This window comes from Nocardia sp. IFM 10818 (genome assembly GCF_054655275.1).
The window spans coordinates 6,194,266-6,208,577 of the sequence record NZ_BAAHJH010000001.1 but is presented as its reverse complement, the minus strand read 5'-3'; the positions used below and the strand labels follow the sequence as shown (position 1 = coordinate 6,208,577).

General features: G+C 68.6%; 16 protein-coding genes. 10 read left to right on the top strand and 6 right to left on the bottom strand.

Features of this window, described 5'->3' with window-relative positions; translation table 11 throughout:
• Positions 1-255: 255 nt before the first annotated feature.
• The gene (locus ACYQ5L_RS28905; RefSeq protein WP_459963573.1) at positions 256-2,100 is read left to right on the top strand and encodes an alkyl/aryl-sulfatase; all 1,845 of its coding nucleotides are present in this window, start codon (positions 256-258) and stop codon (positions 2,098-2,100) included.
• 5 nt (positions 2,101-2,105) lie between these two features.
• Here the strand turns inward: ACYQ5L_RS28905 and ACYQ5L_RS28900 are convergent, their stop codons facing one another.
• The gene (locus ACYQ5L_RS28900) at positions 2,106-2,606 is read right to left on the bottom strand and encodes a hypothetical protein (protein ID WP_459961387.1); all 501 of its coding nucleotides are present in this window, start codon (positions 2,604-2,606) and stop codon (positions 2,106-2,108) included.
• A gap of 815 nt (positions 2,607-3,421) precedes the next feature.
• On the opposite strand from ACYQ5L_RS28900, the gene ACYQ5L_RS28895 reads away from it, so the two are divergent.
• Both ACYQ5L_RS28895 and ACYQ5L_RS28890 read left to right on the top strand, forming a co-directional pair.
• Complete coding sequence (locus ACYQ5L_RS28895; RefSeq protein WP_459961386.1) at positions 3,422-3,670, top strand: hypothetical protein; 249 nt, start codon at positions 3,422-3,424, stop codon at positions 3,668-3,670.
• Positions 3,667-4,620 carry an ARPP-1 family domain-containing protein gene (locus tag ACYQ5L_RS28890; protein WP_459961385.1) on the top strand — a complete coding sequence of 318 codons (954 nt, stop codon included), beginning with the start codon at positions 3,667-3,669 and terminating at the stop codon, positions 4,618-4,620. Before ACYQ5L_RS28895 ends, ACYQ5L_RS28890 begins: the two co-directional genes overlap by 4 nt.
• Positions 4,621-5,086: 466 nt before the next feature.
• On the opposite strand, the gene ACYQ5L_RS28885 is transcribed toward ACYQ5L_RS28890, so the two are convergent.
• Complete coding sequence (locus ACYQ5L_RS28885) at positions 5,087-5,443, bottom strand: hypothetical protein (RefSeq protein ID WP_459961384.1); 357 nt, start codon at positions 5,441-5,443, stop codon at positions 5,087-5,089.
• A 253-nt stretch (positions 5,444-5,696) separates the two neighbouring features.
• Between ACYQ5L_RS28885 and ACYQ5L_RS28880 the strand changes: the two genes are divergently transcribed.
• The 4 genes from ACYQ5L_RS28880 (at position 5,697) to ACYQ5L_RS28865 (ending at position 9,961) form a co-directional block, all read left to right on the top strand.
• Positions 5,697-6,791, top strand: coding sequence for an LLM class flavin-dependent oxidoreductase (locus ACYQ5L_RS28880; protein ID WP_459961383.1), 1,095 nt, complete (start codon positions 5,697-5,699; stop codon positions 6,789-6,791).
• Positions 6,788-7,435: an FMN reductase gene (locus ACYQ5L_RS28875; RefSeq protein WP_459961382.1), complete on the top strand. Its 648-nt coding sequence runs from the start codon at positions 6,788-6,790 to the stop codon at positions 7,433-7,435. The genes ACYQ5L_RS28880 and ACYQ5L_RS28875 overlap by 4 nt, the downstream gene beginning before the upstream one ends.
• 56 nt (positions 7,436-7,491) lie before the next feature.
• Positions 7,492-8,475 carry a DUF5996 family protein gene (locus tag ACYQ5L_RS28870; RefSeq protein ID WP_459961381.1) on the top strand — a complete coding sequence of 328 codons (984 nt, stop codon included), beginning with the start codon at positions 7,492-7,494 and terminating at the stop codon, positions 8,473-8,475.
• 106 nt (positions 8,476-8,581) lie between these two features.
• Entirely contained in the window at positions 8,582-9,961 is a 1,380-nt protein-coding gene (locus ACYQ5L_RS28865) for a bifunctional lysylphosphatidylglycerol flippase/synthetase MprF (protein ID WP_459961380.1), read from the top strand.
• Positions 9,962-9,991: 30 nt separating this feature from the next.
• Here the strand turns inward: ACYQ5L_RS28865 and ACYQ5L_RS28860 are convergent, their stop codons facing one another.
• The 4 genes from ACYQ5L_RS28860 to ACYQ5L_RS28845 form a co-directional block, all read right to left on the bottom strand.
• Positions 9,992-10,744 (bottom strand): alpha/beta fold hydrolase, encoded by a 753-nt coding sequence (locus ACYQ5L_RS28860; RefSeq protein WP_459961379.1) that lies wholly within the window; start codon positions 10,742-10,744, stop codon positions 9,992-9,994.
• Between the two features lie 40 nt (positions 10,745-10,784).
• Complete coding sequence (locus tag ACYQ5L_RS28855) at positions 10,785-11,534, bottom strand: SDR family oxidoreductase (RefSeq protein WP_459961378.1); 750 nt, start codon at positions 11,532-11,534, stop codon at positions 10,785-10,787.
• Positions 11,535-11,605: 71 nt separating this feature from the next.
• A complete protein-coding gene (locus tag ACYQ5L_RS28850; protein ID WP_459961377.1) occupies positions 11,606-11,827 on the bottom strand; it encodes a DUF397 domain-containing protein in 222 nt (73 codons plus the stop codon).
• Positions 11,828-11,938: 111 nt separating this feature from the next.
• The gene (locus ACYQ5L_RS28845; protein ID WP_379202321.1) at positions 11,939-12,265 is read right to left on the bottom strand and encodes a hypothetical protein; all 327 of its coding nucleotides are present in this window, start codon (positions 12,263-12,265) and stop codon (positions 11,939-11,941) included.
• 228 nt (positions 12,266-12,493) lie between these two features.
• On the opposite strand from ACYQ5L_RS28845, the gene ACYQ5L_RS28840 reads away from it, so the two are divergent.
• The 3 genes from ACYQ5L_RS28840 to ACYQ5L_RS28830 are packed head-to-tail and all read left to right on the top strand — an operon-like array spanning position 12,494 to position 14,269.
• Positions 12,494-13,072 (top strand): sigma-70 family RNA polymerase sigma factor, encoded by a 579-nt coding sequence (locus ACYQ5L_RS28840; RefSeq protein WP_379202323.1) that lies wholly within the window; start codon positions 12,494-12,496, stop codon positions 13,070-13,072.
• A gap of 41 nt (positions 13,073-13,113) precedes the next feature.
• The gene (locus ACYQ5L_RS28835) at positions 13,114-13,710 is read left to right on the top strand and encodes a hypothetical protein (RefSeq protein ID WP_459961376.1); all 597 of its coding nucleotides are present in this window, start codon (positions 13,114-13,116) and stop codon (positions 13,708-13,710) included.
• A complete protein-coding gene (locus ACYQ5L_RS28830; protein WP_379202327.1) occupies positions 13,694-14,269 on the top strand; it encodes a DUF6529 family protein in 576 nt (191 codons plus the stop codon). The genes ACYQ5L_RS28835 and ACYQ5L_RS28830 overlap by 17 nt, the downstream gene beginning before the upstream one ends.
• Positions 14,270-14,312 lie beyond the last annotated feature (43 nt).

The window sequence follows — 14,312 nt, the reverse complement described above, 5'->3', positions numbered from 1 at the left end:
GTGTACCTGCTCGATCAATGACAGGAGCGCGTGGTGGCCCTCGATGACAAGTCCGAAGAAATCGACAACTCGGACAAAGCTCGGCCCGGCGGGGTGTCCCGGCGCGGCATGCTCGGCGTCGGCGCGGCGGCACTGGCCGCCGTCGGCGTGGGCGGCGCGCTGAGCGCCTGCGGGTCATCGGACGAGGTGAGTCCGTCCGCCACGCAGACCGATCCGACCGATGCCATTGCCGAAGCCAATCGGAAGGTCGCCGATATGTACCCGTTCTCCGACACCACCGACTTCGCCGATGCGGACCGGGGTTTCATCGAGGCGCTGCAACCGGGCGTGATCACCGACGACAAAGGAAAGGTGGTCTGGGATACCGACTCCTACGGGTTCCTGCAGGGTTCCTGCCCGTCCTCGGCCAATCCGAGCCTGTGGCGGCAGTCGCAGCTGACCATCAAGCAGGGCCTCTACGAGGTCGCGCCCGGCTTCTATCAGATCCGCGGGCTGGATCTGTCGCAGATGACCATCATCGAGGGCGATACCGGCGTCGTCGTGATCGACCCGCTCATCTCGGTCGAGACCGCCGCCGCAGGGCTGGCGCTGTACCGCAAGCATCGCGGCAACCGACCGGTTACCGGCTTGATCTACTCGCATTCGCATGTCGATCACTTCGGCGGCACGCTGGGCGTGACCACCCGGGAGGACGTGGCCGCGGGCAAGTGCCCGGTGGTCGCCCCCGCCGGATTCCTCGAGCACGCGGTCTCGGAGAACATCTACGCCGGAACCGCCATGGCGCGCCGGGCGGCCTACATGTACGGCGCGGCCCTGCCGCGCGGTGAGAAGGGGCAGATCGGCGCGGGCCTGGGCCAGACCACCTCCGTCGGCACGGTCACCCTCATCGATCCGACCGTATCGGTCACCAAGACCGGCGAGGAGCACGTCATCGACGGCGTCCGCATGGTCTTCCAGATCACGCCGGGCACCGAGGCCCCGTCGGAGATGAACTTCTACTTCCCCGACCGCCGCATCCTGTGCATGGCCGAGAACGCCACCCACACCCTGCACAACATCCTCACCCTGCGCGGTGCGCTGGTGCGAGACCCGCACGTATGGTCCAAGTACCTGACCGAGTCCATCAATCTGTATGCGCGCCAATCGGATGTGGTGTTCTCCTCGCACCACTGGCCGATCTGGGGCACCGACCGGATCGTGGATTTCCTGTCCACGCAACGGGATCTGTACGGCTACCTCAACGATCAGACGCTGCGCATGCTCAATACCGGCATGGTCGGCAGCGAGATCGCCGAGGCCATGCGGATGCCGCCCGCACTCGAAAAGCAGTGGAACACACACGGTTACTACGGTTCGGTCAGCCACAATGTGAAGGCCATCTACCAGCGCTACATGGGCTGGTTCGACGGCAATCCGGCGCACCTGTGGGAGCATCCGCCGGTCGAATCCGCCAAGCGCCATGTGGATGCCATGGGCGGTGCGACCGAGGTGCTGAAGAAGGCGCAAAAGGCCTACGACGACGCCGATTTCCGCTGGGCCGTGCAACTGACGAACTACGTGATCTTCGCCGACCCGGACAACAAGAAGGCGAAAGACCTGGAGGCCGGCGCCTTCGAACAGCTCGGCTACGGCTCGGAGTGCGCCACCTGGCGCAACTTCTATCTGTCCGGCGCGTACGAGCTGCGTAACGGCTCCTTCGGCACGCCCACCTCCGCGAACTCCAAGGGCCTGCTGGCGGCGCTGACCGTGGATCAGGCCTTCGACGCCATCTCACTGTTCGTCAACGGCCCCAAGGCCTGGGACACGAAGGTGACCACGGACTGGAAGTTCAGCGACGACAATGATCGCGTGCACCGCGCGGAACTGCGCAATGGCGTTCTCATCCACTACGACCGCTGGCCGGATGACGGACTGCCCGCCCCCGACGCCACCATCACCCTCACCCGCGGCGGGTTCATCCAGAACATGATCGGCGGCGGCACCATGCAGGACGCCATTGCCAAGGGCGATATCAAGGTCGACGGCGATATCGCCGTACTCGCCCAGCTGAAGGGGCTTTTCGACAAACCGGACCCCAATTTCGCGATCGTCACGCCGTGACAGCCCTAAATAGTCTGTAGCACAAAGAAAATCAATGGCTCAGCTGGTGTGAGGATCCCTACACTTCGGGAATGAACACCGCAGTCATGCTCGACCACCTCCGCACCCACCGCACGCCCCTGGTGCTGTCCCGGGCCGGTGTCGTCGCGTGGGACGATGCGGAACTTCACCGCCGGGCCTACGCCGCCGATCCGGAGGGATACGCGCTGCTGGCGCTGGTGCCCGGCGTGCACGAGCAGCAGCGCGCCCGCGTGCTGCTGCAGATCCTCGCCGCCTCCCGCGCCGGGATGGGCGACGGCAGCCGTGACATCCTCGAGAAGACCACGCGTGCACTGCTTTTCGGGCTGCCGCCGATGACGGTCGTGACCGTGCTGCTGGCGCTGCGCCGCATGCGCGTCAATAACAAGCACGTCACGCGCGCCGTGATCGCCTTCGTGCTGGACCATCCGGAGGCCGAGGAGCTCATCGCGGCCCGGCATCCGGCCTTGGTCGACTGCTTCGAGCACGCGCTCGGCAAGGCGACCGCCCGCGGCTGCGCCCGGCTGCTCGCCGAGAGCGCTGCCGCAGCGGACAGTGTCGCGGTCGCTTCGGCCGATACCGCCGCCTCGGCAGACACCGTCGCTGCGGCCGGGGGCGTTGCTGTTTCGGCCGGAGGCGCTGCCGTTTCAGCTGGGGCCGTTGCCGATTCATCGGGAGGCGGTGCCGTTTCGGCTGGGGCGGCTGCCGATTCATCGGGAAGTGCCGCTGACTCGGTGCCGAGCATGGGTGTTTCCGCGGAGCTGCATCGGAAGGTGTTGCGGTTCAGTGCGAATCCGGCTCTCGCGGCCGAGCGGGTGCGGGCGCTGTACCGGCCCGGAACCTACGGTGCGCCGCTGCCCCGGCAGCCCATCGCGCCACTGGAGCCCGCCCGGGAACGGGAGCAGGTCGTCACCACCACCAATCGCGGCGATATCGCGGCCACCCTGGTGCACGTGTACCGCGGCGGCCCGATCGCCGAATTGCGGCCCGCGCTGGCCGGTTACGTCGCCGCGGCGACCCGCGACCTGCCGCGGCTGGCCGCGCACGTGGCGCTGGTGCTGGACGGCTCGGAATCCATGCGCGGCTACGGCGATCGCGAATGGGCGCTGCTGTCGCAGGCCGAGGCGCTGCGGCTGGTGCTGGCGGAGGTGTGCGAGCGGCTCACCGTCATCGAGGTCGGGGCCGGGCAGAACGGGCCCACCGACCTGGCCGTCGGACTGCTCGACGCGCTCGACGCCGAACCGATCTCGTCGCCGTCGTCACCGACGGCTACGAGAACCGGCTGCCCGGCGACCTCGCCCGCGTGGTGGAGACGCTGCGCTACCTCGAGATCCGCACCCCGATCGCGCTGTGCCGCGCCACCTTCACCGGCAGCGACACCCTGGCGCTGCGCGATCCCGCACCCGCCCTGCCCGCGCACGGGTTCTGGCATCAGGACGATTTCGCCGCGTTGCTGCCGTGGCTGTTCGCCCACTGCCCGTCCGGTGCGGCCTGGATTCGCGCCGCCGCGCTGCGCTTCCTGGCCGGCCGACTGGAAGGAGCAATCCATTGACCACCACCCGGCTCGACACCCTCGTCCGCGCGCCCGTCGACCTGGCCGGCTACCGGCTGGGCGAGCCGCAGCGCGCGGGCGCGCTCACCATGGTGCCCATTCACGGCCCGGAGCGACCGGGCATCGTGCCGCCGCGTTCGGGGCTCAAGCTGCACCGCGTCGTCGGCTACGGCAGCGTGGAACTGCACAATGGCGCGCCCTCGGGCGTGGCCATCGTGCCGCTGCACATCGGGTACATCCAGGAGGGCGCGCAGAATCACGCGCTGTGCTCGGCCGCGCTGCTGGGCGCGGGGGAGACCCGGCGCTTCGACGACGCGGTCTGCGTGCAGGCCGCGCAGGGCGGCTACCTGGAGGGGCGCGATCAGTGGTTCTTCGTGCTGCCCGTGGAGCTGCGCGCCAAGGCCCTGGCCCGGCGCGGCGTCGAGGACTATTCGAAGCTGTGGCACGACATTTCGACCACCAGCGCCGGTTACGGCCTGCCCGCGCGCGGGCATCTGGAGCAGATCCTCACCCGGAAGCGGGCGGTGCTCACGCAGTTCCGCAGCCGGCTGGAGCTGCTGCCCGGGCAGCTGGGCGCGCTGTTCTTCGTCGGCGAGGAGTTCGCGGGCCTGGAGATCGCGCCCGATCCGCGGTACTTCGCCGAGATGTGGATGGCGTTGGTGTGCTTCGCCTATGGCGTGGCGGCCTGGCAGGCCGAGCCGCAGGCCGGGGAGCCCGAGCCCCTCGCGGCGCGCGATCTCGCCTCGCTGCGTGCGGAACTCGCGCGCGAGCGGGCGCGTGAGGTGGAGCGGGTGCTGTCGTGGATGCCCGCCGCCACCGAGGTGAAGACCGTGGAGGAGGAGCGCTACCTCGACCTGCGACTGCACACCGTTACGGGCGACGGTCTGACCGGGCAGCTCGTCGGCGAGCACGACCGCCTGGTGTACGCCTCGCTGTTCGCAATTAAATGAGTTGCACCACAACTGAATAGGGACTTGAATAGGTAGCACGGGAACTGAGCCGGGCACGGCAGGAACAGCATCATTCCAGATGATGAATGCAATTCGCCTGCTAAGCGAACGATTCGACCTGTCATTCGCGCCGGCCGCCTGTCCCGTGCTACCCCCAACTCTCGGGGCTCTCAGGGGCTTCGCCCCCGAACCCCCAAGAGCGCTCAGGGCTTCGCCCTCGAACCCCACGAGTGCTCAGGGCTTCGCCCCCGAACCCCCAAGAGCACTCAGGGCTTCGCCCTCGAACCCCACGAGTGCTCAGGGCTTCGCCCTCGAACCCCGCGAGTGCTCAGGGCTTCGCCCTCGAACCCCGCGAGTGCTCAGGGCTTCGCCCTCGATCCTCGAGTGCGCTCGGGGGTCCGGCCTCACCCCTCAGTGAGAAGGGGGCTCGGGCGCAGGGCGCTCGAGCCCCCTTCTCCTCTCGCGGTCATGCCGACAGCAGTGAGTGATGGCGGGAATCGTCCTCCCGCCGTGCGGTTTCCAAGGCCAGGCGGGGGCGGGCGCGGACGGCGGCGCTGAACAACTGGTACTCCGCCGCGGGTACGCACACCTCCCGATAGGGCTGGCGGGGTGCGACCCGGGCATGCGAGCCCGGGATGACGACCCCGTGCCGGACCGTCGCTCCCCGCTTCTCCTGCGATCGGACCCAGTTCTGCATGGCGCGGGAATCCAGGCTCGGCAGGTACTCCACGGCGCGGTCCCATTCCAGGCCGTTGATCTGCCTCGGGTCGGCGACCGCGGTGACGACTACGGCGTATGCCGTCCCGACGGTGATGTCCGCCATGCGGATCTACCCCCTGTTCGTGGTTGTGGCCGCATGTTGCTCGTCTCGCGGCGCGCCTTGTTGCGCGGGGAATATTCAGGATACTTCGAAAGATATTGCACTACTGCGTGTTTCATTGTTGTCGCAGACAGTTTGCGGGTGGCGCGCGGGGGATATGGTGGCCCAGGTCACACCTGGAATACCGCGGGATGCCCGGCGGTTAAGTTGGTTGCTATGTCCACCAAATGTGGACGAGAGCCCGAGGAGGACCCCCGTGCAGTTCGGAATTTTCAGCGTCGGCGACGTCACCATGGACCCCACCACCGGCCGCACGCCGAGTGAGGGCGAGCGCATCCAGGCCATCGTCACCATCGCCCAGAAGGCCGAGGAGGTCGGCCTCGACGTCTTCGCGACCGGCGAGCACCACAATCCGCCGTTCGTCCCCTCCTCGCCGACCACCCTGCTCGGCTACGTGGCCGCGCGCACCGAGCGCCTCATCCTGTCCACCGCCACCACCCTCATCACCACCAACGATCCGGTGAAGATCGCCGAGGACTTCGCCATGCTGCAGCACCTGGCCGGCGGCCGGGTGGACGTCATGATGGGCCGCGGCAATACCGGACCGGTGTATCCCTGGTTCGGCAAGGACATTCGCGACGGCATTCCGCTGGCCATCGAGAACTACCATCTGCTGCACCGGCTCTGGCGCGAGGACGTGGTGGACTGGGAGGGCAAGTACCGCACGCCGCTGCAGGGATTCACCTCCACGCCCCGGCCTTTGGACGATCTGCCGCCGTTCGTCTGGCACGGCTCCATCCGCAGCCCGGAGATCGCCGAGCAGGCCGCGTACTACGGTGACGGCTTCTTCGCCAACAACATCTTCTGGCCCAAGGAGCACTTCCAGCGGCTCATCGAGCTCTACCGCCGCCGCTACGAGCACTACGGCCACGGTTCGGCCGACCAGGCCATCGTGGGCCTGGGCGGGCAGGTCTTCATGCGTAAGAACTCCCAGGACGCCGTGCGCGAGTTCCGGCCCTACTTCGACAATGCCCCGGTCTACGGGCACGGGCCGTCGCTGGAGGAGTTCACCGAGCAGACCCCGCTCACCGTCGGCAGCCCGCAGGAGGTCATCGACAAGACGCTGTCCTTCCGCGAGACCTTCGGCGACTACCAGCGCCAGCTGTTCCTCATGGACCACGCCGGCCTGCCGCTGAAGACCGTGCTGGAACAGCTCGATCTGCTCGGCGAGGAAGTGATCCCGGTGTTGCGCAAGGAATTCGACACCCTGCGTCCGGCGCACGTCCCGGACGGCCCGACCCACGCCGCGCGACTCGCCGCCCGGGCGACTGCCGAGGAGGCCGAGGCATGATCCGCATCGCCGTCATTTCCGCCGGGCTGTCCCAGCCCTCGTCGACGCGATTGCTGGCCGATCGCCTGATCGCCGCCGCCGAGCTGGACCTGGCCGGTCGGGAGGTGGAGTTCGACGTCATCGAACTGCGTGATCTGGCGCGCGGCCTGGCCGACAACCTGGTCACCGGGTTCGCGGCCGGACCGCTGCGCGAGGCGATCGACAAGGTCGTGCGCGCCGATGGGCTCATTGCCGTGACACCGATCTTCAGCGCCTCCTACAGCGGTCTGTTCAAGACGTTCTTCGATGTGCTGGAACCGGATTCGCTCATCGGCAAACCGGTGCTCATCGCCGCCACCGGCGGTTCGGCCCGGCATTCGCTGGCCCTGGAGCACGCGGTGCGCCCGCTGTTCAGCTATCTGCGCGCCGTGGTCGTGCCCACCTCGGTGTACGCCGCCTCCGCGGACTGGGGTTCGGCGGGCTCCGGACCCGACAGCGGATTGAGTGATCGAATCGAGCGCGCGGCAGGCGAATTCGCCGATCTGCTGGCTCAGCGGCCGGGCCGCGCGCACACCGATCCGTACGCCGAGCCGGTGCCTTTCGAGCAACTGCTGGGTGGTGACCGCGGCCGCCCGAACCGCCGCACCGACGTCATTGCCACCTGATAGCTGAGTACCATGGCACACGCTGTGCCGAATCGTTCACGACGAAAGGCAGGGAGATGGCCGAAACCCCCGCTGGCCCCGGCGCCGCTACCGCAGCGGTGCTGCCGTCCCTTCCCTACGAGGAGTGGCGGCCCACCAAGGAGACGCTGCACCGCTACTCGCAGATCATCGGCAAGGTGGCCCTGGCCAAGGGCATCCGGCGCAATCACTGGTGGCATATGACCTACCGGCTCACCGCGCGCGGCTGGACCACCGTGCCGCTCGGCTCCGCCACCGATGGACCGGTCTTCACCTGCGAGTTCGATTTCTTCGACCATGTGCTGCGCATTGCCACCGACCGGGGCATCGAGGCGGAGGTGCCGCTGGGCGGGCAGTCGGTGGCGAGCTTCTACACCGAGAGCATGCGCGCCCTGCGCGAGGTGGGCGTGGAGGTCGCCATCGCGCAGCCGCAGCCGTACAAGCTGCCCGATCACACACGGCCCTTCGATCAGGACGAGGAGCACCATCACTACGATCCGGAGGCCGCGCGGCGGGCCTTCCGGGTGCTGAGCCAGGTGGGCCGCATTCTCGAGGAGCACAGCGCCGCGTACTCGGGCAAGACCAGCCCGGTCCAATTCTTCTGGCACTCCTTCGATCTCGCGGTGCAGCGGTTCTCCGACCGCAAGCTCAGCCCGCCCGCGACCCTGGAAGCGCCGACGCGCGAATCGTATTCGCGCGAACAGATCAGCGCCGGATTCTGGTACGGCGACGACACCGTGCCCGCGCCCACCTTCTACTCCTACGCCCATCCGGAGCCCGCCGGTCTGCACGACCTGCCGATCCGGCCCGACGCCGCCCACTGGGTCGAGGCCGGTTCGGCCTACTACGCCTACGACGCGGCGCGCACCAGCGCCGATCCGGTGGGCTCGGTCCTGGAATTCTTCCGCTCCGTCTACGCCAACAGCGCCAAGCTGGCGGGCTGGGACGCACCGGCGCTGGCCTGCCCGGGCGGTATCACCGATCCGGTGCTGGCGGGCCCGGCCCCGGAGTGGCTGGAATAACCGAATGCCCCGGTGAGCTTGTCCGACATAGTGTGTCGGGCAGGAGCGGAGGGAGCGGTGATGGGGAAACGGCTGGTCGGCGGGCCGGGGGAGCGGCGGGGAACGCATGGGTGAGCAACGCGCGGCCCCTCGGCCGTCCACCCTGACCAGCTATCGCGAGACGGCGTTCTCGGCCGGGCCGAGCACCCGCATGCCGCTCATCGGCGTGTTGGTGCTCGGCAGTCTGGTGCTGGTGTGGGCGGCCGAGCGCACCCCGCGGCACGGCACCGATCACGTGTGGTTCCTGGCGGTCTCGATCGCGGGACTGTGCCTCGCGCGCGGGCTGCACCTGCGCAGGCCGGTCACCCTGCCGCACCTCACCGCCGCGGTCGTGGTGCTGGCGGCGGCGAATCTCGGCTACCACTACCACCATCCGGCCTTCGGGTTCGTCCTGCTGGCTGCCAGCGGATTCGTGCTGGTGCTGCCGGTGGGCAGCCGGCCGCAGCCCGAGCAGCTGCCCCGGGTGGCCGAGCTGGTGCGGCGCAGTACGGGAGATCCGCTGGCCCCGTTCGCATTGCACTCCGCCAAGAGCTACTTCTTCACCGCCGACGGCGCCGCGGCCATCGCCTATCGGACGCGATTCGGGATTGCCGTGGCCGCGGGCGACCCCATCGGCGACCGGCGCGCCTTCGCCGAATTGATCGGTGAGTTCTCGGTTTTCGCGGCCGAGCACGGCTGGCGGCTCGCGGTGCTGGGCGCGAGCCCCGAGCTCACCGGCCTGTGGCAGCAGCGCGCCGGGGACCACCGCGGGCTGCGCGCCATTGCCGTCGGCCGCGATGTGGTGCTGGAGGTCGGTGATTTCGATATGGTCGGCCGCCGGTTCCGCAATCTGCGGCAGGCGGTCAGCCGCACCCGCAATGCCGGCGTCACCACCGAGGTGCTGTCCGAGTCCGCGCTCACCGAATACCAACGGCAGGCACTGCTCGGCATTGTCGACGAATGGGGGAGCGGGCGGCAGACGCGCGGGTTCTCGATGATTCTCGACCATCTGCTGGACGGCCGGAATCCGGGCATGCTGGTGGTCCTGGCCCGCGATGCCGACGGCCGGATCGCCGGTTTCCAGCGCTACGGAATCTCCGGCGACGGTACGGAATTGAGCCTGGACGTGCCCTGGCGCCGGCGTGACGCGCCGAACGGCCTGGACGAGCGGATGATCCTCGATCTGGTCGACTACGCCCGCGCGCACGGCATTGCCCGAATCTCGCTGGCATTCGCGGCCTTTCCGGAACTCTTCGCCGATACGCGGCGCTCACGGGCGGCCGAGCTGGTGTATCTGGCCGTGCGTCTGGGGGACCCGCTCATCCGGCTGGAATCGCTGTACCGCTTCCTGCGCAAGTTCCATGCCTTCGCCGAGCAGCGGTTCGTCCTGGTCCGCATGCGCGAGGTGCTCATCGCCGCGGCGGCGCTGCTCACCCTGGAATTCGTCCCGCACCGCCGCCAGTACTGACCATCGGAGACCCGGATCGAAAAGCCCGGTTCAGCCCAGGAACTCGACCAGCGCCTGTGCGAAACCCGGATCCGCGACAGCCATCAGGTGATCGCCCGGCACCACCGCGAGCCCGGCGTCCGGGAGCGCACCGGCCAGGCGTTCGGGTTCGGCGGCGAACGGATCCGACGCGCCCGCCAGCACCAGGGTCGGCACGCCGATCTCGGCGACGCTCTTGATGGGAGCCTCGTTCAGCCCCGCCGCGACCGCCGCGATCGCCTCCCGGTCCGAACCCACCGCATCGGCCAGGATCCGGAACATGCGCGCCAGCGGCCGCGCGGCGGAACCGTCGCCGCGCATGGCGGTGATGATGTCCTCGGCGGCGATGACGCGCCAGTCGATGCCGCCGCAGTCCACCACACCGGAACCGATGCCGCCCACCGCGAGCCGCTCGACGCGCGCATCGGCCGCCGCGACCAGCAGCGAGATGACGCCGCCCATCGAATAGCCCACCTGCGCCACCCGCTCCAGCCCGAGCTCGTCGTAGAGCGCCCGCACATCCGCGGCCATGGCCTGCCAGGAGTACCGCGCCGGATCGTGCGGCTTCTCCGAACGCCCGTGCCCGCGCGCGTCCAGGGAGATGACGTGATGCCCGGCCCGCTGCAGCGCCGCCACCACGCCCACGCTCATCCAGTTGGCATTGGTATCGGCGACGATGCCGTGCTGCAGCACCACCGGCACGCCCTCGCCCTCCCACACCGTGTAGTTGAGCTGCAAGCCGTCCCAGGTCGTGAATTTCGCCATGCCGGCAAACCTAGTTGGGGCCGGGCGGGCGTGGGAGGGTTCAGCCCATACGCGCCATGACGCCGCGCGGCAGCACCGGCATGACGGCCGCCAGCACCCGCCACGGCCACTGCGGCACCGAGGCGCGCACCGCCTCCCGTTCGATGGCGGCCACCATGGCCTGCACCCCCTTGTCCAGCGGGGCAACGAATTTGGCGTCGCCGGCGCGGGCGGACAGCTCGGTGGCGATGAAGCCCGGCTGCACCGTGGTGACCTTGATCGGACTGCGGCGCAACTCGATCGCGAGCCCCTCACCCAGCGCCGACAGCCCGGCCTTGCCGGCCGAATACGCCGCCTTCTTCCCGGGCAGCCCGCGCACCGCGCTCATCGACGAGATGAGCACCAGATGCCCGGCGTCCTGCGCGCGGAAGATGCTCATGGCGGCCTCGGCCTGCGCGAGGGCGCTCACGAAATTCGTGGTGGCCGTGGCCAGATTGGCCGATGCGCGCCCGGTGCCGACGAGCGCGCCCTTGCCGATGCCGGCGTTCACGATGACCCGGTCCAGGCCGCCCAGCTCGTCGCGCAGTTCGCCGAAGACCTCGGGCACCGCCGCGTGATCGTCCACATCCAGGGCGCGCACCGCGACCGTGATGCCCGGATGGGCGGCCAGCAGCTCGGCGCGCAGCTCCTCCAGATTCGGCTCCCGCCGCGCGCACAGGGCCAGATCGCGGCCGCGCCGGGCGAACTCGCGGGCCATGCCCGCGCCGAGCCCGGAACTCGCGCCGGTAATGAGAATCTTGCGCCTCGTCATGCAGGCCACCCTACGACGGGAGAGCCGCCCCGGCGGCGGGACGGCTCTCCGGTGCTCCGGTTGTCGCGGACCTAGGCGAGATCGTCGAATTCTCCGGCCTTGCACCCGGCGATCCACGCGGCCATTTCCGATCTCCGGAACAGCAGAATGCCGGCGTCCGGGTCATTGCTGTTGCGGACGGCGACGGAGCCGTCGGGCAGCCGGGCCGCCTCGACGCAATTGCCGTTGGGTCCGCTGAAGCTGCTCTTGCGCCAGGCGAATCGCAGATGCTGGGACGGATCGGATTCGTTCATTGTCGTACCTCCGGTGGGAACGGACCGTGATGCGGTGCCGCTGTCGGGGGTACCCAAAAGAAACCGTTCTACATCAATGTCCGGTTTATCCCAATTGATTCGGGCGTGTCGTCAGCCGAACGAACCGGTGTGCGGCTTATCCGGGACCAGCCGCCAGGCGCCGCAATTCTGGGTGCTGAATGCGACATCGCCGGCCTCGATCACCACGCGCACCGGTTTGGTGCGGGTGAAATCGCTGGCAATGATGTAGAAGTTCGGGTCGTTGTAATCGGTTTCGGTCTGGACGTGCCACAACCGCCGCCAGAAGCAGCCGCCGGTGGCCGGATCCGGGGCGCCGTCGGCCACATAGGTCCCCGGCCGCAGATCCACATTGACCAGATACAGGCCGTCCACCGTGATCTCGGTGGCCGGTTCGGCGGCGGCGAGGCCGGATGTCATCAGTGTCAGTGCGGCGGCCAAGGCCCCCGCGGTTCCAAGCGCGCGTCCACGCACGGTCTTCCTCCCTCGAGCTTGCGGACCTCCCGAACCTCACGGCCGGGCGGTTCGGGCGATCCCCGCATCTCCCGGGGAGGGGTCTATCAGAAAACTCGGTCTGTTTTGGGAGATCGCTGGAATTGGGCAGAAACCACCGATGTCGTTCCAGGTACCGCCAACGATATTCAGGGCATGAGAAGACTTCGACCCCTCCCGGACGCGGTGCCCACCGGCCCGCCCGGCTGCACCTCTCATTGTGCCCGTCTTTGTACCGATTCCGGCCTTTCGGCCGTACTCGCCGCCGATAAAGCGCTGTTGCACTGGCGTGCCGTGCGCCGCCTGGGTGACACTGGACTCGCCGAACACGCCGTCCAGGAAACCCTGCTGCGGGCTTGGAAGGCGTGTGCCACCTACGATCCCGCCCGCGGCAGCGTCCGCACCTGGCTGCTCACCATCGAACGCAATGTGCTCACCGATATCGCCCGTGTTCGCGCCGCCCGCCCCGGCGACACCAGCTGGGACGAGATCGGCGAGCTCGCCGAGGGCCGCCACGCCAAACCGGACTTCGCCGAATCCGTCTCCGACGGCCTGCTGGTCGCCGAACTCCTCGCCCACCTCCCCGATCCGCAACGCGACGCCGTCGTCCAGGTCATCCTGCGCGACCGCGCCTACCAGGACGTGGCCGCCGATCTCGGCGTGCCCGTCGGCACCGTCAAGACCCGCGTGCACTACGCCCTCCGCTCGCTGCGCCGCCTGCCGCTCAGCGCCTGATTCGCCCCGGCTCTCGGGACCCTGCTTGTAAAGGACACGCCATGAAACGGGCGGGACCATTCCTCACCCTGGCCGCTGTCGCCGCGCTCGGCGGCGGGCTGCTCATTGCCGATTATGTCACCAGCCCCGACAATCCCTCGGCCAATGCTCCCACCGCGACATCGCCGAATCCCGCTGAAACCACGGCTAATTCGGAATTTCCGGCACAAGCGGACTATGTCACCGATATCCGGACCGAATCCGGGCGGCCCATCACCCTATCGGTCACGGTCACCGGGGCGAAGGCGGTCGCCTATGCCTGCGACGGCGTTTCCATCGAAAGCTGGCTCAGCGGCGCGGCCAGTTCCGGGCGGATGACATTGACGGGCAGCAATTCCAGTCTGGAAGCCGGACTGGAAGGTGAAAATCTCAGCGGCACACTGACATTGGCGGACAAGAAATACGAATTCAACGCACCGCCCGTACAGGCCCCGGCCGGGCTGTACATGGCCCGCTCCGATTCCGGCCGCGACAGCTGGATCGTGCGCCCGGACGGCTCCATCACCGGAGTCCGCCGCCAGGCCGACGGATCCACCGTTCCCGCACCGGATCTCGCCCCCAATGCACGGAAGGTCGACGGCGATGACCGCGATTTCTGATCCGACGCCCCGCGATTCGGCCCGGCGCGCCACCGCGCTCACCATCGCGCTGATCGTGCTGGCCGGTGCGGCCACCGCCATCGTCGTCGGCGTCTACGCCGCCACCCACGAACCCCGCGGCTACGCGGTCAGCCTGGCCGGCTTCTCCAGTCCGGGCGCGGTGAAATCCTGGCTGGCGACCGTGGTGGTGGTGCTGGCGGTGACCCAGGTCGTCAGCGCGCTCATCATGTACGGGCAGATCCCGGGAATCCGCGGCGGGCAGTGGGTTTCGCCCCTGCACGTCTGGTCCGGCCGGATCGCGGTGCTGGTGAGCGTGCCGGTCGCCGTGCACTGCCTCTACGCCTTCGGCTACGAGGACTACACCACCCGCGTCCTGCTGCATTCGCTGCTGGGTTGCCTGATCTACGGCATCTTCGTGACCAAGATGCTGTTGCTCACCCGCAAGGGACTGCCCGGCTGGGCGCTTCCGGTGGCGGGCGGGCTTTTGTTCACCGGATTCGTCGGACTCTGGTTCACTTCGGCGGTCTGGTATTTCCGGGTCAAGGGGTTCGGATCCTGAATCAGCCCTTCGGGTGAACCCCGCGCCCCGCCCACACGTCGAA

Excerpts from the sequence above, each read along its gene's own strand:
- ACYQ5L_RS28905 (WP_459963573.1), top strand. The coding sequence starts at position 256 with ATGTACCCGTTCTCCGACACCACCGACTTCGCCGATGCGGACCGGGGT.
- ACYQ5L_RS28885 (WP_459961384.1), bottom strand. The coding sequence starts at position 5,443 with ATGGCGGACATCACCGTCGGGACGGCATACGCCGTAGTCGTCACCGCG.
- ACYQ5L_RS28875 (WP_459961382.1), top strand. The coding sequence starts at position 6,788 with ATGATCCGCATCGCCGTCATTTCCGCCGGGCTGTCCCAGCCCTCGTCG.
- ACYQ5L_RS28870 (WP_459961381.1), top strand. The coding sequence starts at position 7,492 with ATGGCCGAAACCCCCGCTGGCCCCGGCGCCGCTACCGCAGCGGTGCTG.
- ACYQ5L_RS28865 (WP_459961380.1), top strand. The coding sequence starts at position 8,582 with ATGGGTGAGCAACGCGCGGCCCCTCGGCCGTCCACCCTGACCAGCTAT.
- ACYQ5L_RS28860 (WP_459961379.1), bottom strand. The coding sequence starts at position 10,744 with ATGGCGAAATTCACGACCTGGGACGGCTTGCAGCTCAACTACACGGTG.
- ACYQ5L_RS28855 (WP_459961378.1), bottom strand. The coding sequence starts at position 11,534 with ATGACGAGGCGCAAGATTCTCATTACCGGCGCGAGTTCCGGGCTCGGC.
- ACYQ5L_RS28850 (WP_459961377.1), bottom strand. The coding sequence starts at position 11,827 with ATGAACGAATCCGATCCGTCCCAGCATCTGCGATTCGCCTGGCGCAAG.
- ACYQ5L_RS28845 (WP_379202321.1), bottom strand. The coding sequence starts at position 12,265 with ATGACATCCGGCCTCGCCGCCGCCGAACCGGCCACCGAGATCACGGTG.
- ACYQ5L_RS28840 (WP_379202323.1), top strand. The coding sequence starts at position 12,494 with ATGAGAAGACTTCGACCCCTCCCGGACGCGGTGCCCACCGGCCCGCCC.
- ACYQ5L_RS28835 (WP_459961376.1), top strand. The coding sequence starts at position 13,114 with ATGAAACGGGCGGGACCATTCCTCACCCTGGCCGCTGTCGCCGCGCTC.
- ACYQ5L_RS28830 (WP_379202327.1), top strand. The coding sequence starts at position 13,694 with ATGACCGCGATTTCTGATCCGACGCCCCGCGATTCGGCCCGGCGCGCC.